General features: G+C 71.5%; 15 protein-coding genes. 8 read left to right on the top strand and 7 right to left on the bottom strand.

Annotated features, from left to right (window positions below; all coding sequences use genetic code 11):
• Together AB0M47_RS37140 and AB0M47_RS37135 are read right to left on the bottom strand one after the other, a co-directional pair.
• Nucleotides 1-3,943 (bottom strand): type I polyketide synthase (locus AB0M47_RS37140; protein WP_363422551.1); only part of this gene is annotated, 3,943 nt, incomplete at its 3' end.
• Nucleotides 3,944-3,945: 2 nt separating this feature from the next.
• Nucleotides 3,946-4,689 carry an alpha/beta fold hydrolase gene (locus AB0M47_RS37135; protein WP_363422549.1) on the bottom strand — a complete coding sequence of 248 codons (744 nt, stop codon included), beginning with the start codon at nucleotides 4,687-4,689 and terminating at the stop codon, nucleotides 3,946-3,948.
• 97 nt (nucleotides 4,690-4,786) lie between these two features.
• Between AB0M47_RS37135 and AB0M47_RS37130 the strand changes: the two genes are divergently transcribed.
• The 3 genes from AB0M47_RS37130 to AB0M47_RS37120 all read left to right on the top strand — a co-directional run bounded on the left by AB0M47_RS37130 (nucleotide 4,787) and on the right by AB0M47_RS37120 (nucleotide 7,724).
• Complete coding sequence (locus AB0M47_RS37130; protein ID WP_363422547.1) at nucleotides 4,787-6,631, top strand: radical SAM protein; 1,845 nt, start codon at nucleotides 4,787-4,789, stop codon at nucleotides 6,629-6,631.
• A gap of 25 nt (nucleotides 6,632-6,656) precedes the next feature.
• On the top strand, nucleotides 6,657-7,130 hold the full coding sequence (locus AB0M47_RS37125) for a DinB family protein (RefSeq protein WP_363422545.1): 474 nt from the start codon (nucleotides 6,657-6,659) through the stop codon (nucleotides 7,128-7,130).
• A gap of 165 nt (nucleotides 7,131-7,295) precedes the next feature.
• Nucleotides 7,296-7,724: a S24 family peptidase gene (locus tag AB0M47_RS37120; protein WP_363422543.1), complete on the top strand. Its 429-nt coding sequence runs from the start codon at nucleotides 7,296-7,298 to the stop codon at nucleotides 7,722-7,724.
• Here AB0M47_RS37120 and AB0M47_RS37115 read toward each other — a convergent pair.
• Nucleotides 7,721-8,527, bottom strand: coding sequence for an MBL fold metallo-hydrolase (locus AB0M47_RS37115; protein ID WP_363422541.1), 807 nt, complete (start codon nucleotides 8,525-8,527; stop codon nucleotides 7,721-7,723). The genes AB0M47_RS37120 and AB0M47_RS37115 overlap by 4 nt on opposite strands.
• Before the next feature lie 71 nt (nucleotides 8,528-8,598).
• Between AB0M47_RS37115 and AB0M47_RS37110 the strand changes: the two genes are divergently transcribed.
• Both AB0M47_RS37110 and AB0M47_RS37105 read left to right on the top strand, forming a co-directional pair.
• A complete protein-coding gene (locus AB0M47_RS37110) occupies nucleotides 8,599-9,264 on the top strand; it encodes a hypothetical protein (RefSeq protein ID WP_363422540.1) in 666 nt (221 codons plus the stop codon).
• Between the two features lie 22 nt (nucleotides 9,265-9,286).
• On the top strand, nucleotides 9,287-9,730 hold the full coding sequence (locus tag AB0M47_RS37105) for a nitroreductase family deazaflavin-dependent oxidoreductase (RefSeq protein ID WP_363422538.1): 444 nt from the start codon (nucleotides 9,287-9,289) through the stop codon (nucleotides 9,728-9,730).
• Nucleotides 9,731-9,789: 59 nt separating this feature from the next.
• Here AB0M47_RS37105 and AB0M47_RS37100 read toward each other — a convergent pair whose 3' ends face one another.
• The 3 genes from AB0M47_RS37100 to AB0M47_RS37090 all read right to left on the bottom strand — a co-directional run bounded on the left by AB0M47_RS37100 (nucleotide 9,790) and on the right by AB0M47_RS37090 (nucleotide 12,145).
• Complete coding sequence (locus AB0M47_RS37100; protein WP_363422536.1) at nucleotides 9,790-10,590, bottom strand: aminoglycoside phosphotransferase family protein; 801 nt, start codon at nucleotides 10,588-10,590, stop codon at nucleotides 9,790-9,792.
• A 220-nt stretch (nucleotides 10,591-10,810) separates the two neighbouring features.
• The gene (locus tag AB0M47_RS37095; protein WP_363422534.1) at nucleotides 10,811-11,596 is read right to left on the bottom strand and encodes a metallophosphoesterase family protein; all 786 of its coding nucleotides are present in this window, start codon (nucleotides 11,594-11,596) and stop codon (nucleotides 10,811-10,813) included.
• 111 nt (nucleotides 11,597-11,707) lie between these two features.
• On the bottom strand, nucleotides 11,708-12,145 hold the full coding sequence (locus AB0M47_RS37090; protein WP_363422532.1) for an SRPBCC family protein: 438 nt from the start codon (nucleotides 12,143-12,145) through the stop codon (nucleotides 11,708-11,710).
• A 91-nt stretch (nucleotides 12,146-12,236) separates the two neighbouring features.
• On the opposite strand from AB0M47_RS37090, the gene AB0M47_RS37085 reads away from it, so the two are divergent.
• Complete coding sequence (locus AB0M47_RS37085) at nucleotides 12,237-14,180, top strand: aconitate hydratase (RefSeq protein ID WP_363422530.1); 1,944 nt, start codon at nucleotides 12,237-12,239, stop codon at nucleotides 14,178-14,180.
• Nucleotides 14,181-14,189: 9 nt separating this feature from the next.
• On the opposite strand, the gene AB0M47_RS37080 is transcribed toward AB0M47_RS37085, so the two are convergent.
• Nucleotides 14,190-15,056, bottom strand: coding sequence for a universal stress protein (locus tag AB0M47_RS37080; RefSeq protein ID WP_363422528.1), 867 nt, complete (start codon nucleotides 15,054-15,056; stop codon nucleotides 14,190-14,192).
• Nucleotides 15,057-15,166: 110 nt separating this feature from the next.
• On the opposite strand from AB0M47_RS37080, the gene AB0M47_RS37075 reads away from it, so the two are divergent.
• Both AB0M47_RS37075 and AB0M47_RS37070 read left to right on the top strand, forming a co-directional pair.
• Nucleotides 15,167-15,415, top strand: coding sequence for a DUF3040 domain-containing protein (locus AB0M47_RS37075; RefSeq protein ID WP_363422526.1), 249 nt, complete (start codon nucleotides 15,167-15,169; stop codon nucleotides 15,413-15,415).
• A gap of 31 nt (nucleotides 15,416-15,446) precedes the next feature.
• The gene (locus AB0M47_RS37070) at nucleotides 15,447-15,830 is read left to right on the top strand and encodes a MerR family transcriptional regulator (protein WP_363422525.1); all 384 of its coding nucleotides are present in this window, start codon (nucleotides 15,447-15,449) and stop codon (nucleotides 15,828-15,830) included.
• Nucleotides 15,831-16,209 lie beyond the last annotated feature (379 nt).

Here is a 16,209-nt window from a genome sequence, read left to right as displayed (position 1 = left end):
CCAGGTGCGCCGTCCCGGGCACCACCGGCACGCCGCCGATCCGGTGCTCGTCGAGCAGCCAGTGCGACTGCGGCGACAGGACGCCGGAGCATTCGCCCTCGCCCAGCGTGGTCAGCATCGGGTGCGCCATCGGCTTGCCCGCCTCGCGCAACGCCGACAGCGCCGCCGGGGCAGGAGTCTGCGCGGCCATGCCGACCTCGCTCCAGCCGCCCCAGTTCAACGACACCACCCGGGTACGCCAGCCGTGCGTGCTGCGTGCGTACGCGTCGAGGAAGGCGTTGGCCGCGCAGTAGTCGGCCTGGCCGAGCGCACCGGCGACGGCGGTCACCGAGGAGCACAGGGCGACGAAGTCCAGCTCCAGATCGCCGAACACCTCGTGCAGCGCCCGGGTCCCGTCGACCTTCGGCCCCAGGACGGCTCGGCTGCCGGCCGGGTCGGCGACCTCCACCATCGCTCCACCGGCCACCCCGGCGGCGTGCACGATGCCGTCGAGCCCGCCGAAGGCCGCCTGCGCCGCTTGGCGTACCAGGTGCAAGGCTTGTGGATCGGTGACGTCGGCGGCGACCGTGACGACGTGGCCGCCGGTGGCCTCCATGCGGGCGATCGCCGAGGCGGCGGCCGGCGTGGCCGCAGACCGTCCGATCAGGACGAGCCGGGCGCGGAACCGCGCCGCGAGATCCTCAGCGAGGGTGAGGCCGATGCCGCCGAGACCGCCGGTGATCAGATAGCGGCCGCCGTCGCGCAGCGGCCCGTCGCCCTCGGGCAGCGTGACCTGCTCGTACGCGAGCGACCACCGCCGCGTGCCGCGCAGCGCCACCTCCGGCAGGTCGTCCCGGCCGACCTCGGCGGCCAGCGATCCCGGCGTGACGCTGTCGTCGACGTCGATCCGCCGCACGGCCAAGGCGGGCAGTTCGAGTGGCACGACCCGGCTGATCCCGGCGAGCGTCGCATGCTGCGGCATCGTCAGATCGCCGCCGAGCACGTCCTCAGCCGACCGGCTGACCAGCACCACCCGGACACGATCGGACGCGTCCTCGGCGGCGATCGCCTGCACCAGCGCCAGTGCGCTGAGGTAGCAGTCGTCGTCGGCGTCCAGCGCGAGCCCATGCACCACGGTGCACTGTCCGGTGGGGACAGCGGCCGCACGGAGCACGGTCGCGCCCAGCGTCTCGGCGAGGGCGTCGCCGCGCGGACCGCCGGACAGAACATAGGCATCGCCGGTGAGCGCGGACGGCGAGGTGGTGTGCTGACGCCACACCGGCTCCGCGAACCAGCGCTCCAGCGGCAGCCGGCCGCCCGAGGCGGGCTTGGCCGCCACCTTGGGCGCGGCGCTCGGCGTCACCCAGTAGCGCTTGCGCTGGTACGCGTACCCAGGCAGCGGAACGCGGTGGCCGTTCCCGGTGAACGCGTCCCCGGCGACGGGGACACCGGCGGCCCACAGCGCCCCGGCGGCCTGGGCGAGGGTGGCCAGCTCCCCGGCCTTCTCACCGACCCCGGGCAGGCTGTGCACCGGCGGGACGGCGTCGCGGCCGCTCTGCAACCTGGCGAGCCCGGCGAGCTGCCGCCCCGGGCCGCACTCGAGCAGCACCGGATCCCCGGCGAGCAGCGTACGCAGGCCGTCGCCGAACCGCACCGGCCGCCGGATGTGCCGCGCCCAGTACATCGGGTCGACGGCGTCCTCGGCGGTGATCCACTCGCCGGTGACGTTGGAGACGAACGGGATCGTCGGCGTACGCCGTGGCACCGCCGCAACCACCCGGGCGAACTCGTCGAGGATCGGTTCGGTCATCGCCGAGTGGAACGCGTGCGACGTACGCAGCGCCCGGGAGCCGATCCCGTCGGCCTTCAGCTTCTCCGCGAACGTCGCCACCGCGTCGACCGGCCCGGCGACCACACACGTCCCCGGCCCGTTGATCGCGGCCACGCTCAGCGGCTCGGGCAACTGCCCGACGACGTCGGCCTCGTCCAGCTGCACGGCGAGCATCGCGCCCGGCGGCAACTGCTGCATCAACCGGCCGCGCTCGGTGACCAGGCGCATCGCGTCCGCCGGTGCGAACACCCCGGCCAGGGTCGCGGCGACGTACTCGCCGATCGAGTGGCCCAGCAGCGCCGACGGCGTCACGCCCCAGCTCTCCCAGGTACGCGCCAGCGCGTACTCGACGGCGAACAGCGCCGGTTGGGCGTACTGGGTCTGGCGGAGCTTCTCCTCGTCCAGCCTCAGCAGCTCGGCCGCGCCGAGGGACTGGATCGCCTCCCGGAACACCGGCTCGTGCTCGTACAGCTCGGCGGCCATCCCGGCGTACTGGGCGCCCTGTCCGGACAGGAGGAAGGCGACCGTCCGGTGTCCACTCGCGACCGACGGCTTGAGGCGTTTGCGGTCAGCGAGCGCCGCGGCCGCCGCGCCGACGTCCTCGGCGACGACGACCGCCCGGTGCGGATGCTCCGCCCGCCCCATCCCGAGGGTGTACGCGACGTCGTCCAGGTTGTGGTCGGTGTTCTGGTCGGCCAGGTTCGCCGACAGCCGCTGGGCGGACTCCCGCAACGCCTCCGGCGACATGGCCGACAACCGCAGCAGTCGTGGTTGAGCACTGCGCGTGGCAGGAACGTGCGCGGGCGGCTGTTCGAGGATGGCGTGCGCGTTCGTCCCGCCGATGCCGAACGAGCTGACGGCCGCGCGCCGGGGCCATTCCTCGGCCGGCCATCCGGCCACCGAGGTGACCAGGCGGAACGGGGTCTTGCCGAAGTCGATCGCCGGGGTCGGCTGCTCGATGTTGATCGTCGGCGGCACGAGTCCACGTTCGACGGTCAAGGCGGCCTTGATGAAGCCGACGACGCCGGCGGCCTGGCTCAAGTGGCCGATGTTCGCCTTCGCCGTGCCCAGCCCGCACCAGCCGACGTCGGCCGTGTCCCGGCCGTAGGCCCGGGTCAGCGCGCGCACCTCGATCGGGTCGCCGAGCGCGGTCCCGGTCCCGTGCGCCTCGACGTAGCCGATCGTGCGCGGGTCGACCCCGGCAGCGTCCAGCGCGTGCTCGACGACCTGCTGCTGGCCCGAGACGCTCGGGGCGGAGAAACCGACCTTCGCCGCGCCGTCGTTGTTGACCGCGCTGCCGCGTACGACCGCCCGGATCGTGTCGCCGTCGGCGATCGCGTCGGCCAGCCGCTTGAGCATGACGACGCCGACGCCGCTGCCCCACAGCGTGCCGCCGGCCTCGGCGTCGAACGGGCGGCAGTGCCCGTCGTCCGACAGGAACCCGTCGCTGCCCCGATAGCCGACGGCGTGTGGCAGCTCCACCGACACGCCACCGGCCAGCGCCGCATCGCACTCGCCGTTGCGCAGCGACTCGCAGGCCAGATGGATGGCCACCAGCGAGGTGGAGCAAGCGGTGTGCACGGCCAGACTCGGACCGCGCAGGTTCAGCTTGTACGACGCCATCGTGGCCAGGTAGCTGGGCGAATTACCGATCGCGACGGCCAGGCTGCCCCGGTGCGCCGCCCACAGGGGAGCATCCTCGGCGAGGTACTCCCAGTGGTACTGATTGCCGCCCGCGCCGCAGAACAGGCCGATGTCGCCGGCGTACCGGGCGGGGTCGTAGCCCGCGTTCTCCAGCGCGGCGTGCACCGTCTCCAGCAGCAGCCGGTGCTGCGGATCGGCCAGCCGCGCCTCCTGCTCGGTCATCCCGAACAGCTCGGCGTCGAAGTGGTCGAACTTCTCCAGCACCGGCGCGGCCGACACCCAGCTCGGATCGTCCAGATCGGCCGCCGAGACGCCCCGGGCCAACTGCTCGTCGCGGTCGAACCGGGAGACCGACTCGACGCCGTCCAGCAGGTTGCGCCAGAACTCCTCGACGTCGGACGCGCCCGGGACGCGGGCGGCCAAGCCGATCACGGCGATCGGCTCCACCCCGTCGTAAGCGCCGTCGGCCTCGTCGTACTCCGCGGGCATCGTCACTCCTCGTTGAGTGCCAGGTCGTCAGTGATGAGCGCGGCCAGCTCGGGCAGCCGCTCGTGCAGGAAGAAGTGCCCACCGGCGACGGTGTGCAAGGTGAAGCCCGCCCCCGCCAGCCGGCCCCATTGGGCGACCGTCGAGAGGCGTACGCGGTCGTCTGACTCGCCTGCGAACGCGACGATCGGGACGGTCAGCGGCGGCCGGGTCACGTGGCGATAGCCGTCCACCCACGCCAGATCGGCGCGCAAGGCGGGCACGAGCAACGCCAGCAGCTCCGGTTCGGCCAGCACCTCTTCGGCGAAACCGCCCGCCGGGGCGAGCCGGGCGACGAGCTGCGCGTCCGGCAACTCCGACAGCCCGTGCAGCGGACCGTCCGGCGGCAACTGCGGAGCGCGGCACGCCGCGACGAACAACCGGACCGGCGGGACCGGCAGCGCCTGCGTCACCTCGTACGCCAGCCGCGCGCCCATCGAATGTCCATAAAGGGCGAACGGGCGGTCGGCGTCCGCGGCGATCGCGGCGGCGACGTCCTCGACGGCGAACTCGGGCGCCTCACCCAGCCGCGTCTCACGACCGGGCAGCTGCACTCCGACGATCTCGACGTCCTCGCCGAAAGCGGTGGGCCACAACCGGAAGGCGTTCGCGCCGGCTCCGGCGTACGGCAGGCAGTACAGCCGTAACCGGGCAGCGGGCCTCGGCACCGGCCGGGCCAGCCACCGCGTCGTCACACCCCCCGTCACCACGCCGCGAATGCTGTCACGTGATCAAGCTCGCGGCAAGACCCACTTCAGACGATCATCCACTATGTCCAGGACCATGTCGTGCCTTAAGGTCCCCCGCATGGTCACGACAAGGGTGTCGATCGTCTTCCCGCCTTCAGCCGATCCGTCGCTGCCCTACGGGGCGCTCCCGCTACTCGGCGCTGTCCTGCGCCGGGGCGGCTTCGAGAACGTCGTCCTGCGCGACGTGAACCTGGAGGCGTTCGACGCGTTGCTTCGGCCGGAGTACCTGAAGACGGCAGCCGACCGGGGCGACAGTGGACTCCCGCGAGCCGTCGTGGACGAGGTGATCGCCGGCATCGACGACGCCCGGCGCGTACTGCGTGATCCGGTGGACTTCTTCGACCCCGCGAAGCTGTTGTACGCCAAGCGCATCTTCCACCTCGCGGGCGAGGTGATCACGGCCGGGCATCCCGGGCTCACCTTCGGCAAGTACTCGTACTCGGCGTCCACCTACGACTCATACGAGGAGGTCGACGCCGCGGTCAGCCGGGACGCGGGGCCGCTCGGCGAGTACTTCCGCGACGTCGCCGTCCCCTCGCTGCTCGCCGACCGGCCCGACGTCATCGGCCTGTCCGTGCCGTACTTCTCCCAGCTCATCCCAGCCTTCCTGCTCGCGCAGGCGATCCGCGACCAGGACCCCGGGGTCCACATCACCTGGGGCGGCCCGGTCATCACGTGGGGCAAGGACGTGCTCACCGCGGACCCGCGGTTCGGCCGCTGGCTCGACTCGTTCTTCGTCGGCGAGGCCGACGAGACGTTCCTCCACTTCATCGAGGCGCTCGCCGGTCGCCGCGAGATCAGCGACGTCAAGAACATCATCCGGTACGCCGAAGGCCAGGTGATCAGCCAGCTGGACCACGCCTACCAGCTCAACCTGGACTGGCCGCCCGCGCCGGACTTCTCGATGATGCCGATGGACCGCTACTTCGCACCGAAGCGGCTGATCTGCCTCGTGCCCACCCGGGGCTGCTACTTCAACAAGTGCGCGTTCTGCAACTACGCCTTCATCAAGATGGCGCCGTATCGGATGCGCTCGCCGGAGCGGATCGCCGCCGACGTCGCCGAGATCCAGGCGTCGACCGGCGAGGACGTGTTCTGCTTCGAGTCCGACGTCATCCTGCCCGGCCACCTGCGGCAGATCTCCGAGGCGATCCTGTCCGCCGAGCTGGACGTACGCTGGCACGCGGTCGCCCGGTTCGAGAAGGGGTTCTCCGACGAGATCTTCACGACCATGCGCGAAGCCGGCTGCGTACGCCTCTACATGGGCTTGGAGAGCGGCAACGACCGGGTGCTGAAGGCCATGGTGAAGGGCACCGACCAGAAGCGGATGGCGACCATCCTCGCGCAGTGCCACGCCGCCGGCATCGCCGTCGAAGCGGGAGTGTTCAGCGACTTCCCATCGGAGACCGTCGAGGAGGCCGACGAGACCTACCGGTTCATCCGCGACCACCGGCACGTCATCGCGCGTGCCGACGTCGGCACTTTCCGGCTGCTCAAGGGAGCCCCGATCGCCGACACCCCGCAGCTGTACGGGATCACGCTGCGCGACGAGCCGGCCAAGCGCTGGTACCACCTCGACTTCGAGGATCCGACGCCCCGCGAGCACGACGGGCCCACCGCGGCCGAACGCATCCAGCGGCTCTATCCGGAGGTCGCGCTGATCGACGTCCCGGAGGACATCCTTTACACGGCGGTCGTCGGAGCGGGCGTCTTCCGCGACTTCTTCGGCGACTCCGCGATCCCGGCCGCCGAGGCCCCGCCCGGCGACCTGCAGCAGATTCGCATCACGAACTCCGGCGCGGTCCACTTCGGCGTCGGCGACCGGGCGGCCTTCGAGGCGTCCAGCCTGACGATCACCATCGCGGTCGACGGCGAGCGCAAGACCATCACTCCGGTGGCCTGAAGCCGCATTGGCCTAAGCTGCGGACATGGCTGATCAACGACCGCCGCGCCTGCTCGTCGGCGAACGGGAAACCCTCGTCGAGCTGCTCCAGTACCACCGGGAGTCGCTCGTCCGCAAGGTCACCGGAGTGTCGGAGGAGGCGGCGCGGCAGTCCCCGGTCGGCAGCGGCACCACCCTGTTGTGGCTCGTCAAGCACCTCACCGCCACCGAGCTCGCCTGGTTCCGCGTACGCTTCGCCGGCGAGGACGTCGAGCTGCCGTCGAGCGAGGTTCGGCCGGACGACACCGTCGCGGGCGCGCTGGCGGCGTACCAGCAGTCCTGGACTGAGGTCGCGCCGATCCTCGCGACCGGCGACCTGGACGCCGAGTGCCGGCAGCCGGGCAACCAGCCCTCGGCCAACCTGCGCTGGGTTCTCGCGCACATGCTGGAGGAGACGGCCCGGCATGCCGGGCACGCGGACATCCTCCGCGAGCTGATCGACGGCTCGACCGGCCGCTAGCCGAGGTCCACCGCCTCGCTCGTCCCCAGCGTCATATAGCGGTTGGTGTCGATGACGGCGCGGGCGGCCAGTTCGTCGGAAGCGATCATCCCCGCACGGTAGCCCCTCGATCCCGGCAGATCACGGTTACGCAGGCATCCGCGAGCCGCTTCAGCCTGCACAACCGTGATCCGCACCAACGGGCGGGGCGGAAATCCGTTGCCGACGCTGGGCGGCGTCGCGGACTCTGTCGCCATGGGCATGCTCGACGCCGCCGCACAACGAGTCGCCGCCGGAGCGACGATCGCGGTGCGGCCGACCGGCACCTCGATGATTCCGCTGATCGCCAGCCGGTCACTGGTGACGATCGCGCCGGTCGATCCGGCGAGGGTCGAGGTCGGCGACATCGTGCTCGCCAAGGTCGCGGGCACCGTCTACCTGCACCTGGTGTCGGCGGTGAACCACGCCGCCGGACGAGTGCAGATCAGCAACAACCGTGGCCGGGTCAACGGCTGGACCGGCTACGGCCGCGTCTACGGCATCTGCACAGCGGTCGACGGCGTGGCGCGGCCCCGGACCGCGACCAAACTCAGGTCCGAAGCCGCCACTGATTAGCGGGGGAGGGGGATCCAGGTGCCGTGCGGGGCCGTGCGCAGCAGCGATGACAGCCCCGCGTCGTCGAAGGCGCTCTCGATCCCGGCGAGTCCCTCGGAGAAGTGCGCCCAGCCGTCGTAGTGCGCGGGAATCACCAGGTCCGCGCCCAGCACCGCGGCGGCGGCCGCGGCCCGCTCACCATCGAGGGTCAACGCGCGCCCGTTGAAACGCATCTGTACGCGAGCCGCACCGACGTTGAGCACGGCGACGTCGATGTCCGGTACGCGTCGCGCGATCTCGGCGACCGTGCGGATCGACGCGTTGTCCCCGCTGACGTAGACCGTCGGCAGCCCCGGTCCGGTGAGGACGAACCCGACGACCTCGCAGTTGACGTTGCCGTCCGGGTCTCGTTCGCCGTCCTCGGGCCCATGCACGGCCGGCACCGTCTGGATGGTCAGCTCGCCGCCGTCCGGCCGCACCACCGTGTGGCTGTCCCAGGGGCGTACGTCGAGCGCGGGCGAGCCGAGCCGTCCGGCGGTCACCGGTCCGGCGATGACGAGCGGCGCGGCCAGGGCGTACGCCCGACCGCGGTCGTCGAGATTGTCGGGGTGCAGGTCGTGGCTGACGAGCACGACGTCGGCCGGGCCGACGACGTCTTCGGCGACGGCGGGCCCGCCGGTCTTGGTGAGGTATCCGTGCGGTCCGGCGTCGTCGAACGTCGGGTCGGCGACGATACGCAGTCCGCCGAGGTCGAGGACGGCGGTCGGCCCGCCGAGGACGGCGATCGCACCGTCCTGGCGGGTCAGGCTGATCTTGGCTTCCACGCTCGAACTGTAGCCGCCGCCGCGGGCGAATGCGCTTTCCTCCGCCTGGGCGGTGGACTAGCGTCGCGGCCATGACGGGGATCGAAGAAGTTCCGCGCGGCGTACGGGTGGCCACCTGGACGATGTGGCTGTCCGCCCCGGTCGGGCTGCTGCTCGTGCTCGACGGGCTCCTCGAACTGCACTGGTGGGGATCCGCCGATGCGGCCCGGCTCGCCGGTCTCTTCCGGCAGATCAACGCCGAGTACGGACTGCTGACCCCGGCGTTGCTGCGGGACCGGCGCGGCGCCACCGAGCTGATCGTCCTCGGCGTGATCTGCCTGGCCGGAGCCATGCTGGCGGCGTTCGTCCGGCGGGGTTCGACAGCCGCGCGGACCTCGGCGCTCGTCCTCAACGCGATCACCCTGTTCTACGGGTTGTTCGGCATCGGCGCCGATCTGAGCGCGCCGCTGCGCCTGGCCGACTACCTCGGTCAGCTGCGGACACTCGCCTCCGGCGACCGCATCCCCGAGATCCAGGCGCTGGTCTACCCGGCCTGGTACGCCTGGCTCGAAGATGTGGCGCAGGGACTACAGGCGCTCGCCGCGTTGGCCGTGCTGGTGACCCTCGCGTACGCGATGATCTGGCACCCGCAGTTCTTCGGCGACCGCCGGACCGACGCGGCGGACGGCGGCGACCAATGGGGCGAGGCGCTGCAGCGCATCCGGCAGGAACGGGCGCAGTCCCAAGCCGACGCGTAGATCGGGCGCGTAGGTTGGGGCGGTGGAAGAAGAGATCGTCGACAGCCCGGTCGGCTGGGTGGCCAAGCACATCGACTCTTATGTGAACTCCGACGGCGGCAAGGGGCACGAGTACTACGGGGCGAACGCCCTGCTCCTGACGACCCGGGGGCGGAAGTCCGGCAAGCTGCGCCGCACGGCGCTCTACTACGGCGCTCGGGGCGACGACGTCGTGCTGGTCGCCTCGAACGGCGGTTCGGTGGGGCATCCGTTGTGGTACCGCAATCTGGCCGCCGATCCGAATGTCACGGTGCAGATCAAGGACGACGTGTACGCGGCGGTGGCGCGTACGGCCGAGGGCGCGGAACGGGCCGAACTCTGGGAGCTGATGACCGGAGTGTTCCCGACGTACGCCCAGTATCAGGCGAAGGTCGACCGCGAGATACCCGTCGTCGTGCTGACGCGGGCGACCGGCGAAGCCGCGTAGGACCGAGATCCCCGCGACATCGGGGGCGTCCGGAACCCCGGCCGCCCCCGATGCCCGGCTCACGCCACGACGGCGCGTTCGAGCAGCGTACGGTGACGAATCATCCAGTCCGCCGCGCGTGCTCGCCAGGCGAGCGACCACAGCGGCCCGGGGTCGGCCGACCCGGGCGTGATCCCGGCGCGGGCCGCCTCGGCGGCGCAGTCTCGGATCGCGACCTCGATCATCCGCGTCACGAGCACTTGGCGGTCCTCGCCCGGCAGCTCATAGCCGTCGAGGAAGGCCCGCAGGTGCAGAGCGCGGGTGTCCGGATCCGGCAGCCCGTGCCGGGCGGCCACATCGTCGTCGTGCAGCTGCGCGTGCCACCAGCCGGTGGCGGCGACCTCGTCGAGCCGGTCGACCGGCCCGGCCAGGGTCCAGTCGATGAGCCCGACCGGCTCGCCGTCCCGGGCGATGACGTGCCAGGGACCGGCGTCGCAGTGTCCGATCACCGTGTCCGGCCCGGATCGGTGCATCCACCACGGCTGCCAGTACGCGTCCGGCGGCGGCACGAAATCGGCGCCCGCCGTGTGCAGATCGCGCAGCAGGCGCCCGACCGCGTGCACGGCGTCTTCTGACGGCCAGGCGTACGGGTGGACGATGTCTCCGTCGATCCAGGTGAGCACCTCGTCAGTGCCGTCGGCGCCGTCGCCGACCACCCGGGGACTGCCGGCGAATCCGGCCTGCTCCAGGTGACGCAGCAAGGCGTGGACCGTCGGCGTCCACGGACCGGCCGCGCGACGGGTGGTGCCGCCCCGGCGGCGGGTGTGACTGGGTCCGCCTTCGGCCGCGGGCAGCGGTTCGAAGGACGATGGGGATTGCATGGATTTCTCCTCAGGTCAGCTTGGCGTGCGGAAACGCGGCACCTCGGACGGGGTGCCGATCGAATCGCCGCCACGACGCGGGAGAAGCGGAGATCAGCTCTCGGGCGTCGCGACGGCAGGGGCGACCAGGCTGATGACCATGCATGTCATAGCGACCTCCTACCGTTTCAGCTGACGCGCACGAGGCTAGCGGTCGTCGATGCGATGGCGCGAGCCGTTTTCAGCGGCGGTGGTATTTCGGCCCGTCGAGGTCGTTCATCTCGCCGCGGTAGACGCCGTCGCGGATCTCGGAGGTGTACTCCGCCAGCTCGGGCATGCCCAGCTCGGCGGCGACGGCGAGTTCGGCCTCCACGTCGTACGGGACGCGGACGAATTGGATCGAGAACGGCGCCTCTTCGGGCGAGCCGTAGACGCCTTCGAGGATGACGTAGACCGGGGTCGGATCGTCCATGCTGTTGCCGACGCTGCCCGTGTTGAACAGGGTGCGCCGCTGCCGGTCCACCTCGTAGTACGGGTCGTGGGTGTCGCCGTAGCCGACGACGTCCGGCACCGGCCCGTCGCCGGTCGCGGGGGTGTTGGCGAACAGCTCCAGGAACTCGGCCTCGGTGTGATCGAAGCGTACGCGTCGATGCACGCTGGTCGAGGAGGCGTGGAACAGGCGCACCCGCCGCCCGCTGAGCAGGAAGTCGAAGTTGAACGGGAGCTTGCGCAGCCAGTCGCCCTGCCCGTCGGACAGCTGCGCGAGCCACCACCGGAACGCCTCGTTGTCGAAGCCACGATCTGGATCAGGCAGCGCGTCGTCCCAATTGCCGAGCAGGTTGACCTCGCACACCTCCTGGCAGCGGTCGATCACCTCTCGCCCCCGCGGCCCTTTGCCGACGTAGTCGCCGAGGTTGAAGATCCGCTCGATGCCCCGGTCCCGGATGTCGGCCAGGACGGCCTCCAGCGCGGTGAGGTTGCCGTGGACGTCGGAGATCAGCGCGATCTTGTCGAGGTGTCGGGGCATGCCCCCCATCCTGGCACGGCGTCACCCGCGCCGACTGCACGCCGTCACCCGCCCGAACGCCACGGCGTCCCGCCCGAACGGCACGGCGTCACCCGCCCGAACGCCACGGCGTCACCCGCCAGGACGCGCCGCGGAGTCCCGCAACGCCAGCAGGGCCTCGCCCCACATGTGCTCCGAGTGACGTACCTCTTCCTCACTGCCGGCGTTCGTCTGGGTGATCGTCACCGCGGTCTGGTCGCCGACCGGCACCAGGTCGAACGTCACGACGTGATAGTTGTCCGGCTCGTCCGGCAGCCCCGACAGCGGGCTGAAATGGGTGAACCGCAGGTATTGGCCGGGTTCGGCGTCCAGGATCTCGCCGTGGTCGTGGAACTCGCGGCCCTGCCAGGTCCCGTCGAACCGGATCGGCGACCCGGGCTCCCAGTCGGTCGTCACGTCAGCTCCGAAGAATGCCTCGCCGACCGTCCGTGGATCGGTGAGCGCGTCCCACACAGCGGTGGGATCGGCGGGGATGCTGACGCTGCTGATGGCGATGAACTTGGTGGTCATGGCGTCTCCCTCCGGCATGAAAGGTCTGTTCCCCATCGGCCCCGCGGCAAACACCGGGCACACCCGTCGATGAAGGGGCAGACTGGTACGCATGCCGAACGTGGCGCAGAAGCTGATCGCGTCCCACCTGGTGGCGGGCGAGCCGACCCCGGGCACGGAGATCGGGCTCCGCATCGACCAGACCCTCACCCAGGACGCCACCGGGACCATGGTGATGCTGGAACTGGAGGCGCTCGGGCTGGACCGGGTGCGTACCGAGGTGTCCGCCCAGTACGTCGACCACAACCTGGTCCAGGCCGACGAGCTCAACATGGCCGACCACCTGTTCCTGCGGTCGGCTTGCCGACGGTTCGGCATCTGGTACTCCGGCCCCGGCAACGGCGTCTCCCACCCCACCCACATGCAGCACTTCGGCGTACCGGGGAAGACGCTGATCGGCTCGGACTCGCACACCTGCGCGGCCGGCTGCCTCGGCATGCTGGCGATCGGGGTCGGCGGCCTCGAAGTCGCGATGGCCATGGCCGGGCAGCCGCTGTTCGTCCGGATGCCCCGGATCTGGGGCGTACGCCTGACCGGCGAGCTGCCGCCGTGGGTGAGCGCCAAGGACGTGATCCTGGAGATGCTGCGCCGGCACGGCGTCGGCGGGGGAGTCGACAAGATCATCGAGTACCACGGGCCGGGGCTGGCCGGACTGACCGCGATGGATCGGCACGTGATCGCGAATATGGGTGCGGAGCTGGGCGCGACCGCCACGGTGTTCCCGGCCGACGACCAGGTGGCGGCGTTCCTGCGCGGCCAGGGCCGGGCGGCGGACTTCACGGAGCTGCTCGCCGACCCCGACGCAGGTTATGACCTGACCGACGAGATCGATCTGTCCACGCTGGAACCACTCATCGCGGCGCCGCAGTCGCCCGGCAACGTGACCCCCGTACGCGACGTCGCCGGCGAGCCGGTGCACCAGGTCGTCGTCGGCTCCTCGGCCAACCCGGGGCTGCGGGACGCGGCCGTGGTCGCCGCGATCCTCGCCGGCCGGCGTACGCACCCGCAGGTGTCGCTGGACGTCAACCCGGCCAGCCGCCAGACCCTGGCCGAACTGACCACGATGGGCGCGACCCTCGACCTCGTCCGCGCCGGGGCGCGACTGCACCAGACCGGCTGCCTCGGCTGCATCGGCATGGGTCAGGCCCCGGCGATCGGGCGCAACAGCCTGCGTACCTTCCCGCGCAACTTCCCCGGCCGCTCCGGTACCCACGACGACCAGGTGTGGCTGTGCTCGCCGGAGACGGCCGCGGCGGCCGCGCTGACCGGCCAGATCACCGACCCCCGCGACCTGCCCGCCCTGCTCGGCGTCGACCAGCCGCGGATGCGCCTGCCCGAACCCATGCCGGGCATCGCCGTCCTCGAACCGCCCCTGCCGCCCGCCGAAGCGGCCGCCGTGGACCTGGACAAGGCCCCGAGCATCGGCCGGCTGCCCGACCTCGACCCGCTCCCCGACCGGCTCGACCTGCCGGTCGCGCTCCGCCTCGGCGACAACATCTCCACCGACGAGATCATGCCTGCCGGAGCGCGAGCCCTCCCGCACCGCAGCGACATCACGCGACTCGCGGACTTCGTCTTCGAACAGGTCGAGCACGGGTACGCCGACCGGGTGCGGGCCTTGGGCCCGCACGCGATCATCGCCGGGAACAACTACGGGCAAGGCTCCTCCCGTGAGCATGCCGCCATCGCCCCGCGCTATCTGGGTCTGCGCCTGGTCGTCGCCCGGTCGTACGCCCGCATCCACTGGCAGAACCTGGCCAACTTCGGCATCCTCGCGCTGGAGTTCGCCGACCCCGCCGACTACGACCGGCTCGCCGCCGGTGACGTGCTGACGATCGGCGATGTGCGTACCGCCGTGCAGGCCGGCCCTGAGCTTACGGCGTCCACGCAGGATGGTCGCGAGCTGCGGCTGCGGCACCGGCTGTCGCCGCGCCAGATCGCGATGGTCCTCGCCGGCGGCCAGATCCCCCTGCTCCGGGAATCCGAAGCTCGCTGACCGCACGGATCAGCCTTGGCGGTGGACCACCGCGACCGGGCTCGCCGCGTGATGGACCAGCGCCCGCGAGGTCGAACCGAGCAGAATGCTGCGCAGCCCACCCAGGCCACGGCAGCCGACCACGGTGAGGACGGCCTCCGCGGACGCCTCGATCATGGCCTGATCGACCCGCCCGGTGTACACCGGACGCGGCTGGATCCGCAGCCGCGGATGCAGCTCGTGCAGGTCGGCGGTCAGGCTGTCGAGCAGCCGCTCGGCTTCGGCCTTCCCCTCGGCCGCCGGATCGCCCGAGCGCGGGTGCAGCGTCTCGGTGTACGCGTGCAGCACGACCAGGTCGGTGCCGCGCAGGGCGGCCTCGGCGGCGGCGTACCGGAGGGCTCGGGCGGCGTGCTCGGACGCGTCGACGCCGACGAGGACCGGGCCGCGATCGGGCGCGGGACCGCGTACCACGATCACCGGGCCGAGCCCGTGCACGGTCACCTGATCGGCGACCGAGCCGAGCAGCAGATGAGTGAAGCCGCCGCCGCCCCGGGCGCCCACGACGGTCGCGATCGCCGACTTGGACGCGTCGACCAGGACCGCCGTCCCGCCGCCGGTCTCCATCCGGGTGTCGATCTCCAGCCCGGCGTACGCCTCCCGCAGCCGCCCCGCGGCAGTGTCGAGCATGTCCTCGGCCTGCCGGCGCGCCCGCGCGTCGAAGTTCTCCATCTCCCCGAGCGTTCCGATCGGGGAGAATCCATACATCGGCAAGTGGTACCCGTAGACGCAACACAGCGAGGCGCCGTGGCGAACCGCGTACGCCGCCGCCCAGCGGGCGGCATCCATCGCTGTGGGTGACCCGTCCACGCCGACCACCACCGGGGGTTTGGCATCCACGCGATCACCTTCCGGCGAGCGCATACCCGGCCTTCTGCGGGCACAAACGCGTCTTGCGCGGGTGGGCCGGCAAGGCGGACGATAAGTCCACAAGCCCCCTGGGAGGCGCGATGCTCAGCCCGCGCGAGGAGATCCAGCTGGCGGAGATCGAGCGGCACCTCGTCGCCGACGACCCGGCGCTGTCGGCCCGCCTGGGCGGGATGCGCCATAAGCGCACCTGGCGGCGAGGGCTGGCCCATGTGGGGGCCGCCGCGCTGACGATCTTCGTCGGGCTGTTCCTCGGCATCGAATGGGCGATCGCGATCCTGGCGCTCGCCGCGCTGATCGCCGTCATGATGCTGCACAGCAGCCGGTCTTGATCCGCCCGCCGAAGATCCTATGCTCGGCAGGGTGAGCGCCTACACCCCCGCGGAAGCCGTCGAGCTGACCGGATTCAGCATCCACACCCTCCGGTACTACGAGCGCATCGGCCTGCTCGGCGACGTCAGCCGCACCTCCGGCGGACGGCGCGTCTTCAGCGACCACGACCTCGGCTGGCTCGACGTGCTGCGGTGTCTGCGGGACACGGGGATGCCGATCAGCCAACTGCGCCGCTACTGCGACCTCGCGCGGGTCGGCGACGGCACCCTGGTCGAGCGGCTGTCGCTGCTGGAGGAGCACTCGCGGGAGGTCGAGGAGCGGATGGATCTGCTGCGCCGGCAGTACGAGCATCTGCAGGAGAAGATCGCCTGGTATCGGGAGCAGGGCGAGCCGAAGCCCGGCCCGACAGGCTGACACCGAGCGGGTGGACCGTGACGCGGTGATGATGATCGCGATGGCCGCCCGGCCGAGTCCCACCGACCGCGTGGCGCTCTAGTGTCCATGATCGAGCAGGGCGTACATCCCCCTGGCGCGCCCGGCTCGACGCGGGTCTTGGTTCTCCCGCCGTCTGGGCGGCCGCCCTGCCGCAACCCACCCCCCAGGTGGGGCGGCCGCCCAGACGCACCCGACCCAACCCACCACTCACCCGTCAGAGGGGTGGGGCGGCCGCCCAGACGCACCCGATCAACCCACCACTCACCCGTCAGAGGGGTGGGACGGCCGCCGCCGCGCGCTGGGCCGGGCAGGGCGCCGCCTGGGATCCGGCGCCGCTGCTCGACTGGACCCAAGCCGG

Origin of the sequence: Hamadaea sp. NPDC051192, from assembly GCF_040682475.1 — a bacterium.
GTDB classification, from domain to species: domain Bacteria; phylum Actinomycetota; class Actinomycetes; order Mycobacteriales; family Micromonosporaceae; genus Hamadaea; species Hamadaea flava.
This window is presented reverse-complemented; position numbering and strand designations above follow the sequence as displayed.